The following is a 15,408-nucleotide window of genomic DNA, read 5'->3' on the forward strand; positions in this document are numbered from 1 at the left end:
CGAAATTTTTGTATAAAAATTTTGAAAAAATACCAAAGAAAAAATTGTGAAATGATGAAGTGGATAGCAATTGATGGATCAGTTTCCAAAGCACCGCTGGGAGGAGAAAAAGTTGGTCCAAGTCCAGTTGATCGAAGAAAGATAGGAACAAAAAAGCATATTTGTGTTGATCAAAATGGAGTTATTCTTGGAATTGCAATTTCTGGAGCAAATAGACATGACAATATTTTTGCAAGAAAAGTAATTAAAAATATACCAATTTTACTTCCACACAAGCTAACTGTTTGCGCAGCAGATACAGCTTATGATGCAAACAACACAAGAACATTTTTGAAAAAAAATGGCTTTATTCCGCTTATTTCTCAAAATAAAAGAAAATCGAAACTAAAGCCAGAAAAAACAATCTCTCGACATCGATGGATTATTGAAAGAACATTTGGACATCTGAATAGCTGGCGAGGTATTTTTATTCGATGGAATAAGAAAGTTGAAAACTATATAGCAGCAATCCAAATTGCCGCTATATTCTATACTTTGAGGCATTTATGAATTTTGGGATAGATTCTAAACCTAAGCTTATAGCTCCCGATGAAAGTAAGCCTAATGATAATTTAGGGTGTTCCTTTATCCAATTGATTGCAGATCCAGCTTTAGAAAAAAGATAATTATAAGTTGTATTTAACCAAGAATCAGAGCCAACTGCTAGCGTATTAAAAAAGATAAGAGTTACAAATAATATAGCACTATGTTTATTTTTCATTGGGTTATCTAAATTTAAATATTTTTTATGGTTGTGTTCGTTTTTATTGTATCAATTGAGTACGTATCAATTGAGCTAAAAAGATATGACTTTTTTTTGTTGATTGGTATAGGACGTGGATTTCGATAATGTTTGCATTTAAAACACATATTACGATCTGCTAAAATACGATAATTATTGCTTGATGTAAATATTCCACATGGGCAGTTGCATTGAACGCTGTGATAATCTTTTAGATCACCTCGTTTTTGCATATGCCAACTATTATCTAAGCAATCGGGTGCTGCAATTATGAAAGGTGATACTATACTTACGCATATAAATAATAAATATTTTAGTTTCATTATTGTTTCCTCTGCTTATTTCCATTAATAATCATAATCGGTGTTCATATTGTAGTTATAATGATGTTCATCGTCTTCGTTATTATCTTCGTATTCATTGTCGTCATTTTTATTGCTTTCATCTGTGTCTGAATTTTCATTTTCTTCGTTAATTGTCTGTGCGCGATAGAAGTCGTCACTAAAAAATACCGGTGTCTTATGATTAACATCACCAATACAGGTAGGGCAGGCAGTAAGATTTTGTAGTGTACAAAATAACCACGCAAAAATAAGAAATGATAAAATAATCATTTTTTTCTTCATATATATCCTTTTTTGGTATTCTAATTCAAAAAGATAATACCACACTTGTGTGTCAAATGGCAATAATTTAAAAAAATAAAAATATATTTAACAAGTGTGTTTATGTATCAATTTATAAAGTATTGTTACGTATGATGGCTAATATTTTTTTCTTTGTTGTATAAGAAAGAATCAAGAGTATCAAAGTCAGAAAGAAATTCCTTGATTTGTGGGCCATACTCTGGGTGTTGAGCTGCAAGGCTTATAGTTGCTTTAATCCAGCCAATAGGAGTGCCGATGTCATATCGGGTACCTTGTACTTTATATGCAAATACCTTTTCATTATTTTTCATCATTTGACTGATACCATCAGTTAATTGTAGTTCATCAGTTGCATAATCAGAAATTTCATTAAGTGCATGAAAGATCTTGTGAGAAAGAATATAGCGTCCAATAATAGCTAAATTTGAGGGTGCATCTTTCGTGCTTGGTTTTTCTATTAGGTCAGAAACTTGAAATAAATTAGGAGTAATTTGTTTTTTAATAGCTATAACGCCATACGAGCTGACAACGTGTGGTGGCACTTCTTGTACAGCAATAACACTTGCTTTTTCTTGGCGCGCAATGCGTATAAGCTGCGAAAGTGCAGGTTGTTTGCCAATAATAATATCATCCGGTAAGCAAATACCAATATATTCTTTGCCGATTGTATGCCGAGCTGTCCAAATTGCATGGCCAAGCCCGAATGCTTCAGATTGTCTGATGTACGTAAAATGTGCGGCTCGAAGAATTTTTTCTATACTAGCAATACAATCAAGTTTGTTTTTTTCTTCCAAAAAATACTCAAGTTCTGGTGATGCATCTAGGTAATTAACAAGGGCTTGCTTATTACGTGAGGTTACTATTAAAAAATGTTCTATTCCTGATGCAATGCCTTCTTCTACAATATAGTGAATGGCTGGTTGACTAAGAAGTGGAATCATTTCTTTGGGAACAGATTTTGTTAATGGTAGAAAACGTGTACCAAAGCCGGCAGCGGGAATAATGAGTTTTGTTATATCCATTACTAATCTCTCGATTGCAACATGTATAAAAGGCTAAAACTGTGTAAGAAAATTGAGTGAATTACTATGAAACAATCGTATATCGTTTATTCTATAAAGAATCATAGCCAAACGCTCAAGTCCCATACCAAAAGCAAATCCTGAATAGATAGATGAATCAATTCCACAGGAGTCTAGAACATTTGGGTGTACAAGTCCAGCGCCAAGTAGCTCAATCCATGTAGTATGTTTGCATACAGAACATCCATTAGAACAAAATGGACAAGAACAATCAATTTCGACTCCTGGTTCGACAAATGGAAAATATCCAGGGCGAACGCGAATGTTTAAGTCATTTTTTCCAAATATGTTTTGCAAAAATGCTTGTGCGGTACCAAGTAAATGTGCCATAGAAACGTTTTTATCAACGAATAAACCTTCGACTTGCATAAACATAAAATTGTGTGAAGCATCGGTTGCCTCGTTACGATATGCTCGACCAGGTGCAAAAAGTGCAAGCGGCAATTCTTGTTGCTCCATTGCATGGATTTGTATAGTGGAAGTATGCGTGCGCATAAGCATGCCAGGAATAGTGAGCCAAAATGTATCATGCATATCTCGTGCCGGATGGTTTTCTGGAATATTTAGTGCGCTAAAATTATAGTAATCAGTTTCAATTTCTGTGCCATCAGCACGTTTGTATCCCATGCTGATAAAAATGTCTTCTAATTTCTGAGTAAGGTGTGTATAAATGTGCAGGCTACCATATTGCTGGTTTGGTTTGTATGCTGTTACATCAAAGTGAAGTTTTTTCTTTTGTTGGCTGCTGCCTGTTGCTTGTTTTAGCGATACTTGTTTTTTTGTGTAAAGTGATTGGCAAAATTGTTTGAGTTCTTGGAGTAGGGGCCCCCATTCTCGTTTTTGTTCTACGGGTAACATTTTGAAGCTGGCTATCAAAGAAGTTATTTTTCCCTTGCGTCCAAGAAAAGCGATTCTGATATTTTCAAGGTGCTTTTCTTCAGTGGCATAATTGATTTGCTCTTCAAATTCTTTTTTTATATTCGTTATTTTTTGTTTTAAATCGTCCATGATGATAAGAACAATCCTTATTATTCGTACGCTTGTACTTGTACGCATCGTAACTTTATTGTATATATACGTATTTGAGAGTATAACAGACAAACAATTTTTTGAATAATTTTTGGTATACGCGATGTATTTTTGCTGCTATAATTAGGTTTATCGTTGACAATCGTTGACAAAAAAGGTTGAGTTGATACTATACACGTTGTTTTTTATATATTTTTCTTATTTCTAATGCCGGGGTAGCTCAGTGGTAGAGCGTGAGCCTGAAGAGCTCAGCGTCGTTGGTTCGATTCCGACCCCCGGCACCATCTTTGAGGTATTTTGTAGTTTTTATCTAAAGCTTATTATAAAATTAAAATTCTGATTAACAGTGGCACTATTTTTAGGTAACAATTTGACTGTCTTTAAACCAACTGTTTTATATTAATCTTTTCTGTTCTGTTTAAGATATTACACAAAATTTCCTATTTGCAAACTTTTTTAATGTTGCGCTATTTAAATTACAAACAGGCGCGTATCTTGAGGTTATTTCCATAAGCAACAGGTGGGCAAGTTCAATATGTGTTTTCAGTGTTTTTTTTATTGACACTTATTTCTACCTGTGCAATGATTATCTATCATTATTTGAGTAGTGTTTAGTCAAGAGTGTAGTAATCAGATAAGGAAGTATTTATTTAACGAACAATATCAAGGAATATTATATGATGAATTATCATAATAAATTAGCTTTACTATCTCTATCTTTATTCAGCGCACTCTCTTATGCAATGGAAGAAAAGTCTTTGAAGACGTTAGACCATAAATTTTATGATAACATAACCGGCATTACGCTTCGTTGTACATTTCACATGCTTAAAAATGGAAATTTTCCAGTAAAAGAGGATGAAAATCTGAGTAGAACTATGGATGTAATAGAACCTAATAAGCCATTACAATCGGTAGATGATGCGGAACGCTTTGTTGTAAAACGAATAAACAATTATTATTTAAGAAAAAGTACAGATGATAAGAAACTTGCAAAAGCCCTTAAAAACAGTTCCGTAATTGTCTATAATGTTATGCCTCGAGATAATAGGAATGAATATCGCGTACAACAAAATTACTTTACCAGTTATCTATGTAGTAGCATGCTAGATTTGTCGGAAAAATGGTCAAGCAATGATATTATAAAAGTAGGTGACAGGCTTATTACAGGTGTACAGCTTGCAGTTGGGGCGCAAATAGCTCTATATTCTAACAAAAAAATAGATATCCTATCGGATTATATTGTTGCTATGAAAGAAAAAAACGAATTGTTGAATAACGAAATAAGCAGACAACGTATTCTTATTTCCAATCTACACGCTAGCAATTGCAGTAAAGATAAAGAAATAAAAGAGAAATCGGACTGTGTTGCTTCTATGAAAAAAGAAAACAAATTGTTAAAGAAGAAGAACAACGAGTACGGTATTTTGATTTCCAATCTAAAGACTATCAATCATTGTAAAGATAAAGAAATAAAAGAGAAAGATGAAGAAATACAAAATTGTTATAAGATTATATCTTTTAAAGGATTTATTTAGATTGATTACTAAAAATATAACTCAGTAAATTTTGTGATATATCCAAAAAATTAAAATTTTTAAATAATGCTTTAGAAAAACTACGTTACTACTAAAAATACTATAGTATAAGTAACAATAAGGTGTTGAGAACTATATAGCGGCAATATTAATTGCCGCTATATTTTATATATTGAGATACCGTATGAATTTGTAAAATAGACTTTTCTCGTTTTTTATTATAATCTCTAATTACACTCAATGTGTAATGTTTTTTATAAAAAGAAAGGCGTTTTGATGCAAAATTTCAAAAAAATGCAACTTTTTGTGATAGGAAGTTTCTTTATCGTTCTGTGTTGTGAAGCAAAATATATTTTATTGGAGAGCTTACCTTATAAAACAGATAAACAGAAGGTATCATCGTTGCCAGGTTTAGTTAGCGCTGTAGCTGCAGGGTATGGGTATTATCATTTTTTGACAATGCAAGTAGGAGCAACACAAGAAGGTAATACAGTTCCTTTAATGAGAAAAATAGATGAAAAAGTAAGGGGAACTATTGTAGGAATTTTATCCAGAAAAATACTGAAACATAGTACTTTTGATCAACAACGAAATAGTCTTGTGTGTCAATCAACTGAGGGTATTCTAATTGGTGGTATATGGCTGGCAGCTACTTATGGATTCTATCGTATTGTTTCAGGAGTATCAAGAATAACGCATACACTTGCAAATCGTGATAAATGGGCTATGCATCTGGCATATACACTGCAAGAGCAAGTTAAAGTTTTGGCAGCCCTTAATTCGATACGTTCAGAGTTTACGGAATTGGTAGGCGCTTTTGAAGATCAAAATATCTCAGCAATTATAACAGCTTCTAATGTTATACGAAAATTAGATCTACAGATAGAAGAGCACTCAGCAACTCTTGCTGCCATATTGGGTCAGGTTGCAGAATTAACTAATCATTACGCACATGTTTCTCATTGTCGTTTATTTGATCGTGACATTCAGGCAGTGATACATGCAGTCGATCATGATGTATACGCTCTTACTCAGGGGGATAATTTGGACAGAGCTGGAGTCATTGCCTGTGTGAATGATAATTATGATTTGCTCAAGGCTATTACAGCACTATATGAATCTCATGATTTAATGTATGAAGGTAGCTATACTTCGTTGTGGAAGGGTGCACGTAAAATTAATGATGCTATGCGTGATATTGTAAAATATTCATCACGAGTACTACGTCGTAATGATAGCCAACTTAATGATGCACTTAATTCATGCGAGCGCATGTTATGGCTTAAATCAAAGTTGCTGTTATTACCGATACTGAATAAAATGGTTCGTGAGTAAAAATGTATTTTTTATGGTTGTTTTTATTGTAATTATTCAGTTGAAAATTTTAACCTCATTACTGAAACAAAGACCAAGAAGGGTTATTTTAAAAGGATGAGTACATGAATTTTCTAAAATATATGTTTTTAGTCGGAGCATTTGCTTTCTGTTCAGTTATCGTTTGTATGAAAAAGAGAAGTGGTTCGCCGATGGCGGATCTAAGAAAAAGTGGACAAAATGATGAAATGATTGAGACTCGGTATCCTTCTCTGATTATTGTTTCAAAATATGCTGAGGTGAGTAATAATAGGGCTGCCGGGACAAGAACAATAAAAAGAAGTCCTTTATCATCTACAAGAAAAAAAACTATTATAAAAAAAAGCTATTCACGTAGCTCAGGGGCAGAAAAGTCATTTGTAGATGCGATTTCTGGTAATGTTACTACCGAAAGTCACTAAATAGATACAAAGAGTATAGCCATTGATTGATTTTCTCATTCGAATGTGATGGTATTAAATAATAAATAAGTAACATAGCTAAAAAAAGCGTATCATCTCTTTTATGTACTTATAGTATTTTAAAAAAAAGGACAAAAATATGAGGCAACAAATACCATTAGATAAATATTCCGTTGCTTGGTTTAAGCTGGCCGAATGTGTTGCTCGTGGAGAAAAAGAACGTGCAATGGGCGTATATCGATTACTTTCATACTCAATTGAAGATCAGGCATTTGCATCTCAATTGGCAGGAGATCTTTTATGGGCTTTTGATGATGAGCAAGCAGCAGCAGAATATCATCATGCAGCGCAATTATATCAGAAAGAAAATAGATTACTTGAAGCAGTAGCTGTCTATGAACATTTAATAACACTGATTCCAAAAAAAGAATTATATCTCAAAAATGCTGCAGATCTATATCTTCAACTCGATCGTAAGCAACAAGCTATTAGTTGTTTAAACAATCTTTTTGAGTTGTTGCTAGAAAAAAATAATTATCGCAAAGCTCATGATATCACAAAACGACTTGATATGCTTCTTGATGATGCGCAGGCAGCAAACATGCATAAAAAAATGTTGTTTTTTTTTATTTTAGATGAAGATGCACCACAGGAAAAAGTAGTACATCATCTATATAAAGCGGTTGATTGTTTTCTTGCAAGTAATAACGATAAAAAGTTACAAATGTTTTTATTAAAATTAAAAACACATGATGAATGGTGCTATAAAAAGGCTCAAGCATATTTGAAAAAATAATATTATAACTTGATTTGTGCAGAAATATTGTGCTTTGCTAGTGTATAGAGCGTGTTATCATCGAGTGCAATTTTTTTATTGGTTATTAAACACAAGTTTTTGCCATTTTCACAAAACAAAATTTCTAGTGGAATGCTACCATCGACTAATGTTTCTTCGAGGTTTTTTAGTAATGTTGTATCAAAAGTATTAGGTAGTGTTAGAGATGCTTTAAAGATCTGTTTCCATTCTTTTAAAATAAGTTCAATTGGCATAAATTCATTTGCTTTAATTTTACATTTCTGTGTTGTGGTTAAGTCGACAAATCCTTTTGCTACAAATACGTGATACTCGCTTGTTAGCCATTGTTCAACAGACTGGAATATTTTGGGAAACAAAATGATTTCAGCAACACCAGACATATCTTCAAGTTGGACAAAGGCCATGCGGTCACCTTTTTTAGTTATTATCTCCTTTTTGCTTTTGAGCAATCCGCAAGTAAGTGCTAACGGTTCTTGTTGTTGGTTGTACGTTTGTGTATGTGTAAGAATGTCTGTGATGGCTGTTGGAGCAAACCAATTTATTTGTGTGCGATATGTCTCAAGTGGATGAGAGCTTAAATAGAACCCAACAACATCTTGCTCTTTTTCTAACTTTTCTTTGTCTGTCCATTCAGCAAGTGGTTGATAGGTATATAAATCTGGTTCATCTTTTTTTTCACCATTATTGATAAATAAACCCATTTGTCCAGTGAGCTCTGCTTTCTTTTTTTCTAATGCAAGCTCGATAATACGAGAAAGCTCCTTATGCTGTTGTGCTCGATTACCTGGCAAATGATCAAACGCACCAGCATAGATCAAATGTTCAATCACACGCTTATTTGAGGTTCGTAAATCAATTTGAGTACAGAAATCAAGCAAATCAATAAAGAGTTTTTTCTTCCGTGTTGCAATGATATTGTCAAGTGAAGCGTGCCCAACACTCTTAATACCCTGTAATCCAAAAATTATTTTGCCATCAACAACCGTGAAATCAACTTCTGAGCGGTTAATATTGGGTGGAATAATCTCTAATCCCATATCTTTTGCTTCTTGTAAATAAAAAGACATTTTATCTGCACTGGTTGCCTCAAGTGATATCAAGCATGCCATAAACTCAGCAGGATAATTTGCTTTTAAATATGCTGTTTGATATGCGATTAATCCATATGCTGCCGAGTGTGATTTGTTGAAACCGTATCCTGCAAAGTAGGCCATCAAGTCAAAAAGCTCACCAGCTTTTTGTTTATCAAAGCCATTTTTTTGTGCACCATCTAAAAAGAGTGCTCGTTGCTCTTTCATCACCTCAACTTTTTTCTTGCCCATTGCACGGCGTAAGATATCGGATTGTCCAAGTGAATATCCCGCAATAGTTGAAGCAATTTTCATAACTTGTTCTTGATAAACAATAACACCATAAGTTGGTTTTAAGATAGGCTCGAGTTCTTTAAATAGATAGGTAATTTTTTGTCGTCCATGTTTACGCTCAATAAAATCATCTACCATTCCAGAGCCAAGTGGGCCAGGGCGATACAATGCATTTACAGCAATAATATCTTCAAATGTTTCTGGTTGCAGTTTGCGTAACACTTCTTTTAAACCTTCAGATTCTAGTTGGAATACACCAGATGTTTTACCCGCACAAATAAGCTCAAATGTTTTTCTGTCATCAAGGTGTAGCATATCAATATTAATATCAACACTGTGGTTTTTTTTGATTAACGTAACGGCGCGATCGACAAGTGTTAAGTTTTTGAGTCCCAAAAAATCAATCTTCAGAAAACCAAGACTCTCAAGTTCTGTCATCGCATATTGTGTGACTAATTCAGCTGTTTTTGGTGGTACATATACCGGTAGTACTTCATCAACTGGCTCAGGTGAGATCACAATACCGGCAGCGTGTTTTGATGCATGGCGTGTTAACCCTTCAAGGCGAAATGCGAGATCAAATAATTTTTGAGCTTTTGGATTATTGTCGATTAATTCTTGCAATCGTGGCTCTTGCTCAAGTGCTTGTTTGAGGGTAATTTTAAGTTGATCAGGAATCAAAGAGGTGATAGCATTAGAATCTTCAAAAGAAAAACCAAGTGCACGTGCTACATCCTTAATTACACCTTTTGCCATCATTGTACCAAAAGTAATAATTTGGCAAACTTTATCATGTCCGTATTTATCGCGAACGTAACCAATAACAACATCCCGTCCTTCAATACAGAAATCGATATCAATATCAGGCATTGTCACACGCTCAGGATTCAAAAATCTTTCAAAAAGTAAATTATATTTAAGTGGGTCGATGTTGGTTATTTCTAAACACCAGGCAACAAGTGAACCAGCAGCAGATCCACGTCCTGGGCCAACGGGAATTTTTTTTGCACGTGCCCATTGAATAAAATCACTTACTACTAAAAAGTAGCCGACAAAACCCATATCGATAATTAGATTCATTTCTTCATAAAGGCGTGCTTGATAAACATTTTTCTGAACATTATCAATACGTTTTTTATCAATTAATTTCTGTAAACCACGTTGGCATAAAAACTTAAAATGTTCTTCAGGACTTTTTTGATCAGGAATATCAAACTTGGGGAAAAATAATTTGCCTGTTTCAAAGTCAAAATTACACATATCAGCAATCTCACCAGCTTGCCAAATGGCTTCTTCGTGTCCTTTGAATTCTTCAAGCATCTGCTGTGTAGTACGCATATAGACTCGGCAATCGCCAAAACTATAGCGGTTTGGATCGGTTATTTTGCCGTGTGTTTGAATAGAAAGCATTACTTCGTGTGCTTCGTGATCCGCAAGGGTGGGAAAATGGCAATCTCCAGTAGCAACAGTTTTAACACCGCGTATTTTGCTGATATCAAACAGTTGTTGATTTAATACTTTTTGTTCATCTTGATCTTCTGGTTGTACTTCAAGGTAAAAACGCTCTTCACCAAAATATTTTAAAAACCAATCAATTTGTGTGTTTGCTTCTTTAGTTTTACTATGTTTTAATAATTGTGGAATATGACCACCCAGGCACGCAGATGTTGCGATCAGACCTTCTGAGTATTCTTGTAGAGTATTGTAATCAATACGTGGCTTGAAATAAAAACCTTTTTGATATGCAAAAGAAATTAATTTGCATAAATTTTTATACCCAATTTCATTTTGAACTAGCAAAATCAAATGATAATACTTTTTATCAATTTGTTTTATTGCTACATCTTCGGTTAAGTATGCTTCCATACCTAAAATTGGCTTGATATTAGCTTTTTTACATTTTTGAAAAAATTTAACGGCACCGAAAATATTGCCGTGATCAGTGATGGCAAGTGATCTCCATTGTTGTTCTTTGCCAAAGGATATCAGTCGATCAAGGCTGATAGCACCGTCTAAAAGCGAAAAATCTGTATGTAAATGTAAATGGGTAAAATGTTTTTCCATACTCACGTTTGCATAATTAATTTTCTATTTTTGAAAGTGTATAGCAAAGGGAGAAAAATGTTGAGAGAAAAATGTTTTTTGATTAATTAGATGGTGAAATTGTGTTATACATAACTCAATTTTAATGGTATCATTATCTGTGATAAAAACCACTAAATATTGAAAATAGAAACTATTTGCGTTGGGCCCTAGAATGAAAAAAATTATATTAGTTATTGTAGGTGTGTTATCTGCTTTGCTATTGCAGGGCCGTGTTGTTGCCATGGAGGATAAGGGTGATTTATTTTCCAATAGAATTTTAAGCGAAAATTGCTACTCTAATAGGGTGTATATAGAGGTGAGTGATGTAAACAGTTATAAGATTCAAAGACAAAGAAAAAAAGTCTGTGGGGTGTCTTATAAAGAAATTTTAAGTCGTCCTTATCAACAAAATAAAGTAGCCACCACATCTGATAAAGATAAGATATATCACACAAATAGTGCTTTATGTGATGGCCCCAACAAAAACAATTTAACTCTTTTTTGTGTAGTAACGCGATTTTTTAATAAAAAAGACGACACAGAGATTTGTAACGACAAATATCACCCAAAAACTCAATTTATTGTATACAACAAAACAACTAAAGAGCAAGGAAAAAAAGTTAAAAAGCAAGAATATCCTTCCTATATTTTTGGGAAAGTCCATATTAGTGCAATTGCAATTCATCCCAAAGAAAAACTATTTTACTATGCTGGGGAATATGGTTTTGAAAAATCTGATGGTTATCGCTACTTTTTCGGTTTTTCAAGTATGGATGCGGAAAAGTCGTTAAGAATGAAAACCAATTTTAAAATAAAAAAAGTTTCTGTTCTACCTGAGTTGCATAAATTATGTTTACTTTGCGCTGATGGTACAATTAATATGGTTCAATTAGCAGAAGATGATACATTAGGTGTTATACATTATAATGATAAAGTAGAAGATAATGATAAAGTAGAAGCTCTCGAAAAATTTTCAAATATATGTGATATTGCTGTTAATCCTACTACTATTGCCGGCCTTATTAAGGTCAATAAAGGTCAAAAAAATAGCCAAATTAAGTTGTATGACATTCTGCATAAAAATTATCGTATAATACAACTTAATTGTAACGTGGATAAGATATGGTTATCAGACAAGGGCCTTTATTTTGAAAACAATAATAAGGAATTTGAATCAGAGAAAAAAGAAAAAGTTGAAAGAAAATCACAGCAAAAGATCGGGAACAAAAGAAAAAACAGAAGGTTTTTATTTACAGCTTTTGGAGGAGTTGCTTTGCTTGGCACATGTGCAATTTGTTATAAAATGCTACAAAATAATATGAAAACAAATGTAGCTGTAGAGATGTCTGCTTCTTGTGCTGCGCAAATAGTTAATAACCAAACATGGTGGCAAAAAGCGGGCTGCCTGGTAAGTTCTCTCTTTTCAAAAATTAGATGGTGGTAATTATACTATACAATGTTTTGTGTTTGCTCACGTGCTTTTTCTAATTCAACTTTTATATCAATTGCGCGAGTGCTAATACCAGCATCAGAGCACTTAGCTGTAATAGTATTAATTTCACGTGAAAGTTCTTGAAGAGTAAAGTCTAGTCGCTTGCCCTTTTCTATTTTTTTATCTTCAATTAGTTTTTGAAGATTCTCTATATGGCTTTTGAATCGAGTAATTTCTTCGTGTATATCAATTTTATCAAGTACCACGTATACAGCACTTCTGCCAATTTCCATAAGCTTATTTTTGTCAGCTTCAAGTGTTTGTAATTCTGTATCAACAAATTTTTTCTTTTTTTCCATCAATGCGATGGCTTCTTTTTCTACTGCAATCATTTCTTTGTTTATGACTGTAATACGTTCTTGCAAATCATTTGCAAGCATGGCACCTTCTTTTTTTTGTTCTTTAATTAAAAGGGCGATAATGCTATCAAGTGTTTGTAAAATATGGTTCACAGATTCTTTACTAATTTGTTGTTCTTGTACGGTAAAAATATTTGGAAGTTGAATGATATGTTTTATCTCAATATCGCCAGAAACATTAGATTTTTTTTGTATTTGTTGGATAGCATTGACATAACTAGTGACAGTATTGATTGCTGGAGCGACAGCGCCTTTAAAAATACCTAAGTCGGCAACATGAATTGTGCATTGTACATACCCACGAAACAATTTTTTCTTTAGTTTTTTAATTATTTCCGTTTCCAGATTACTCAATGGGTGTGGTAAACGACAACTTACCTCAAAAAAACGAGAGTTAAGAGATTTTATGCTAATGGTTGCTCCTACAGAAGCGCCATCATCAAGGATAAGTGTAACTGATTGTGTTGCAAAACCGGTCATGCTACGAATCATAGGATCCTTTTTATGCTAAGTTTGTATATACATTTTGAACGTCATCATTTTCCTCTAGTAGGTTCAAAAAATCATATGCTTCATGAGCTTGGTCTTCTGGTAAATCAACGTTATTTTGAGCAATGCGTTCAATGTCAGCGCTTTCAATTGTAACAGTTTCTTCTTCAATACTTTTTTTTATTTTATCTATTTCTTTTGGATTGCATATCACAGTAAACATATCATCATCATCATATTGCAGGTCGCTTATGTCAAAATCAAGTAAAAGTTCCAGTAACTCATCTTCAGTTCTATCGGTTTTTAAGCGGATAACCCCTTTGGGTTCAAACATCCAGCTGACAGATCCAGTTTCTGCTAGATTACCACCATGTTTGGAAAATATATGGCGTAATGCTGCAACAGTCCTATTTTTATTATCTGTTAGAGATTCTATAATTACGGCTATGCCATATGGGCCGTAACCTTCGTACGTATGTTCTTCGTAACTTACACCAGGAAGTTCACCTGTACCTTTTTTAACTGCACGGATTGCATTTTCTTGTGGCATATTAATGGCCTTCGCTTGTTCTAATAATGTGCGCAAACGAGCATTTCCAGAAGGATCGCCACCACCAGCACGAGCAACTACTGTAATTTCTTTGATAAGTTTAGTAAACGCCTTTCCTCGTTTACTATCTTCTTTTGCTTTTTTATGTTTTATTTTTGACCATTTATTGTGCCCTGCCATCGGGAAATCTCCTGCTCATTTTCAAAAAATATTGCTTTGTCGTCAGTTTACCTGCTTATACTGACAATGTCGATTGGCTTGCATAAGGGTCAGGGGGGCCATATAACATGTTCCGACTAAATCATTTGGGATATGCTTATATACAGTTTCTAAAACATATCTGTTTCGATTAGTCTAATATAAGTGAATTTTGTCCTAATAGCTTTTTTCTTAGAAGTGGTAATTTTTTATGGGGAATCTGACGCCCTCGGGGTGTTTTTTCCAAATATCCTTTTCTGAGTAAAAAAGGTTCATAAACAACTTCTATAGTGTCTTTGTCTTCTCCGATTAATGAAGCAAGGGTCTCCAAACCAACTGGTCCGCCATTAAAATTTTCTATAATTTTTTTGAGTATTTTGTTATCCACATTTGTTAACCCCTCTCTATCGATTCCTAAAAAAGAAAGTGCTTTTTGTACTAGTTTTTCATCTGCATTGTTATTGTTGTGTACTTGTGCAAAATCGCGTACTCGGCGTAATATTTTTTTTGCAATTCGTGGTGTTCCACGTGCACAGGTACCAATTTGTAGCGCGGAATTTTTATCAATGTTCAACCCTAAAAAGTTAGCGCTTTGTAACACAATTTCTGCAAGTTCTTGGTCCGTATAAAAATCAAGACGCTCAATAATACCAAAACGGCTATGCAATGGTGCAGATATGCTGCCACTTTTTGTTGTTGCACCAATTAGTGTAAATGGATTGACAGGCAGATTGATTGATTTTGCACCAGCTCCTTGTCCAATAATTACGTCAACGCGAAAATGTTCCATTGCGCTATATAGTACTTCTTCAACTGCTGTTGGCATACGATGAATTTCATCAATAAATAAAATGTCACGTGGTCCAAGGCTAGAAATAATGGCGACCAAATCTCCAGTGCGCTCCATCATAGGGCCGCTGCAAATTTTTATATTAACGCCCATAACCTCTGCCATAATGTGTGATAATGTTGTTTTACCTAGTCCGGGTGGGCCAAATAATAACAAATGATCGAGAGATTCTCCGCGCATTTTAGCAGCCTGTGTATACACATATAATTTTTTTTTAAGTTCTTTTTGACCAATATATTCATCAAATGTATGTGGATTAAAGTCTGTTGCTTGTTCTTCGGGTGTTTCTTGCAATGTGAGTATACTAATGTTTTTTAATTCTTCCATGCTTATTACTTTAGCTTATTAATTT

General features: G+C 33.9%; 14 protein-coding genes and 1 tRNA gene. 7 read left to right on the forward strand and 8 right to left on the reverse strand.

Features of this window, described 5'->3' with window-relative positions; translation table 11 throughout:
* Positions 1–549, forward strand: a 549-nt coding sequence (locus tag KC460_00600; GenBank protein MCA9769854.1) for an IS5 family transposase, incomplete at its 5' end; no start/stop codon positions are given.
* 225 nt (positions 550–774) lie between these two features.
* Here KC460_00600 and KC460_00605 read toward each other — a convergent pair.
* From KC460_00605 to pheS, 4 genes are all read right to left on the reverse strand, one after another.
* The gene (locus tag KC460_00605; GenBank protein ID MCA9769855.1) at positions 775–1,104 is read right to left on the reverse strand and encodes a hypothetical protein; all 330 of its coding nucleotides are present in this window, start codon (positions 1,102–1,104) and stop codon (positions 775–777) included.
* A 24-nt stretch (positions 1,105–1,128) separates the two neighbouring features.
* A complete protein-coding gene (locus tag KC460_00610) occupies positions 1,129–1,407 on the reverse strand; it encodes a hypothetical protein (GenBank protein MCA9769856.1) in 279 nt (92 codons plus the stop codon).
* Positions 1,408–1,532: 125 nt separating this feature from the next.
* A complete protein-coding gene (locus KC460_00615; GenBank protein MCA9769857.1) occupies positions 1,533–2,450 on the reverse strand; it encodes a UTP--glucose-1-phosphate uridylyltransferase in 918 nt (305 codons plus the stop codon).
* A gap of 33 nt (positions 2,451–2,483) precedes the next feature.
* Complete coding sequence (pheS, locus tag KC460_00620) at positions 2,484–3,518, reverse strand: phenylalanine--tRNA ligase subunit alpha (protein MCA9769858.1); 1,035 nt, start codon at positions 3,516–3,518, stop codon at positions 2,484–2,486.
* Between the two features lie 230 nt (positions 3,519–3,748).
* Between pheS and KC460_00625 the strand changes: the two genes are divergently transcribed.
* From KC460_00625 to KC460_00645, 5 genes are all read left to right on the forward strand, one after another.
* A tRNA-Phe gene (locus KC460_00625) sits at positions 3,749–3,823 on the forward strand.
* Between the two features lie 393 nt (positions 3,824–4,216).
* A complete protein-coding gene (locus KC460_00630) occupies positions 4,217–5,077 on the forward strand; it encodes a hypothetical protein (protein MCA9769859.1) in 861 nt (286 codons plus the stop codon).
* A gap of 276 nt (positions 5,078–5,353) precedes the next feature.
* Complete coding sequence (locus KC460_00635; protein ID MCA9769860.1) at positions 5,354–6,412, forward strand: hypothetical protein; 1,059 nt, start codon at positions 5,354–5,356, stop codon at positions 6,410–6,412.
* Positions 6,413–6,516: 104 nt separating this feature from the next.
* Entirely contained in the window at positions 6,517–6,852 is a 336-nt protein-coding gene (locus KC460_00640) for a hypothetical protein (GenBank protein ID MCA9769861.1), read from the forward strand.
* 139 nt (positions 6,853–6,991) lie between these two features.
* On the forward strand, positions 6,992–7,648 hold the full coding sequence (locus KC460_00645; GenBank protein ID MCA9769862.1) for a hypothetical protein: 657 nt from the start codon (positions 6,992–6,994) through the stop codon (positions 7,646–7,648).
* Positions 7,649–7,650: 2 nt separating this feature from the next.
* Here KC460_00645 and dnaE read toward each other — a convergent pair whose 3' ends face one another.
* A complete protein-coding gene (gene dnaE, locus KC460_00650; protein MCA9769863.1) occupies positions 7,651–11,097 on the reverse strand; it encodes a DNA polymerase III subunit alpha in 3,447 nt (1,148 codons plus the stop codon).
* A 193-nt stretch (positions 11,098–11,290) separates the two neighbouring features.
* On the opposite strand from dnaE, the gene KC460_00655 reads away from it, so the two are divergent.
* Positions 11,291–12,562 carry a hypothetical protein gene (locus KC460_00655; GenBank protein ID MCA9769864.1) on the forward strand — a complete coding sequence of 424 codons (1,272 nt, stop codon included), beginning with the start codon at positions 11,291–11,293 and terminating at the stop codon, positions 12,560–12,562.
* 5 nt (positions 12,563–12,567) lie between these two features.
* Here KC460_00655 and KC460_00660 read toward each other — a convergent pair whose 3' ends face one another.
* The 3 genes from KC460_00660 to ruvB all read right to left on the reverse strand — a co-directional run bounded on the left by KC460_00660 (position 12,568) and on the right by ruvB (position 15,383).
* Positions 12,568–13,461: a YicC family protein gene (locus KC460_00660; GenBank protein ID MCA9769865.1), complete on the reverse strand. Its 894-nt coding sequence runs from the start codon at positions 13,459–13,461 to the stop codon at positions 12,568–12,570.
* 10 nt (positions 13,462–13,471) lie between these two features.
* On the reverse strand, positions 13,472–14,188 hold the full coding sequence (locus tag KC460_00665) for a YebC/PmpR family DNA-binding transcriptional regulator (protein MCA9769866.1): 717 nt from the start codon (positions 14,186–14,188) through the stop codon (positions 13,472–13,474).
* A 169-nt stretch (positions 14,189–14,357) separates the two neighbouring features.
* Positions 14,358–15,383: a Holliday junction branch migration DNA helicase RuvB gene (ruvB, locus tag KC460_00670; protein MCA9769867.1), complete on the reverse strand. Its 1,026-nt coding sequence runs from the start codon at positions 15,381–15,383 to the stop codon at positions 14,358–14,360.
* Positions 15,384–15,408: the final 25 nt, after the last annotated feature.

It is taken from the genome of Candidatus Dependentiae bacterium (assembly GCA_020431705.1).
Taxonomy (GTDB): Bacteria; Babelota; Babeliae; order Babelales; family Vermiphilaceae; genus JAGQHQ01.

Coding starts and splice junctions, on each gene's coding strand:
- KC460_00605 (MCA9769855.1), bottom strand. CDS start 1,104: ATGAAACTAAAATATTTATTATTTATATGCGTAAGTATAGTATCACCT.
- KC460_00610 (MCA9769856.1), bottom strand. CDS start 1,407: ATGAAGAAAAAAATGATTATTTTATCATTTCTTATTTTTGCGTGGTTA.
- KC460_00615 (MCA9769857.1), bottom strand. CDS start 2,450: ATGGATATAACAAAACTCATTATTCCCGCTGCCGGCTTTGGTACACGT.
- pheS (MCA9769858.1), bottom strand. CDS start 3,518: ATGGACGATTTAAAACAAAAAATAACGAATATAAAAAAAGAATTTGAA.
- KC460_00630 (MCA9769859.1), top strand. CDS start 4,217: ATGATGAATTATCATAATAAATTAGCTTTACTATCTCTATCTTTATTC.
- KC460_00635 (MCA9769860.1), top strand. CDS start 5,354: ATGCAAAATTTCAAAAAAATGCAACTTTTTGTGATAGGAAGTTTCTTT.
- KC460_00640 (MCA9769861.1), top strand. CDS start 6,517: ATGAATTTTCTAAAATATATGTTTTTAGTCGGAGCATTTGCTTTCTGT.
- KC460_00645 (MCA9769862.1), top strand. CDS start 6,992: ATGAGGCAACAAATACCATTAGATAAATATTCCGTTGCTTGGTTTAAG.
- dnaE (MCA9769863.1), bottom strand. CDS start 11,097: ATGGAAAAACATTTTACCCATTTACATTTACATACAGATTTTTCGCTT.
- KC460_00655 (MCA9769864.1), top strand. CDS start 11,291: ATGAAAAAAATTATATTAGTTATTGTAGGTGTGTTATCTGCTTTGCTA.
- KC460_00660 (MCA9769865.1), bottom strand. CDS start 13,461: ATGATTCGTAGCATGACCGGTTTTGCAACACAATCAGTTACACTTATC.
- KC460_00665 (MCA9769866.1), bottom strand. CDS start 14,188: ATGGCAGGGCACAATAAATGGTCAAAAATAAAACATAAAAAAGCAAAA.
- ruvB (MCA9769867.1), bottom strand. CDS start 15,383: ATGGAAGAATTAAAAAACATTAGTATACTCACATTGCAAGAAACACCC.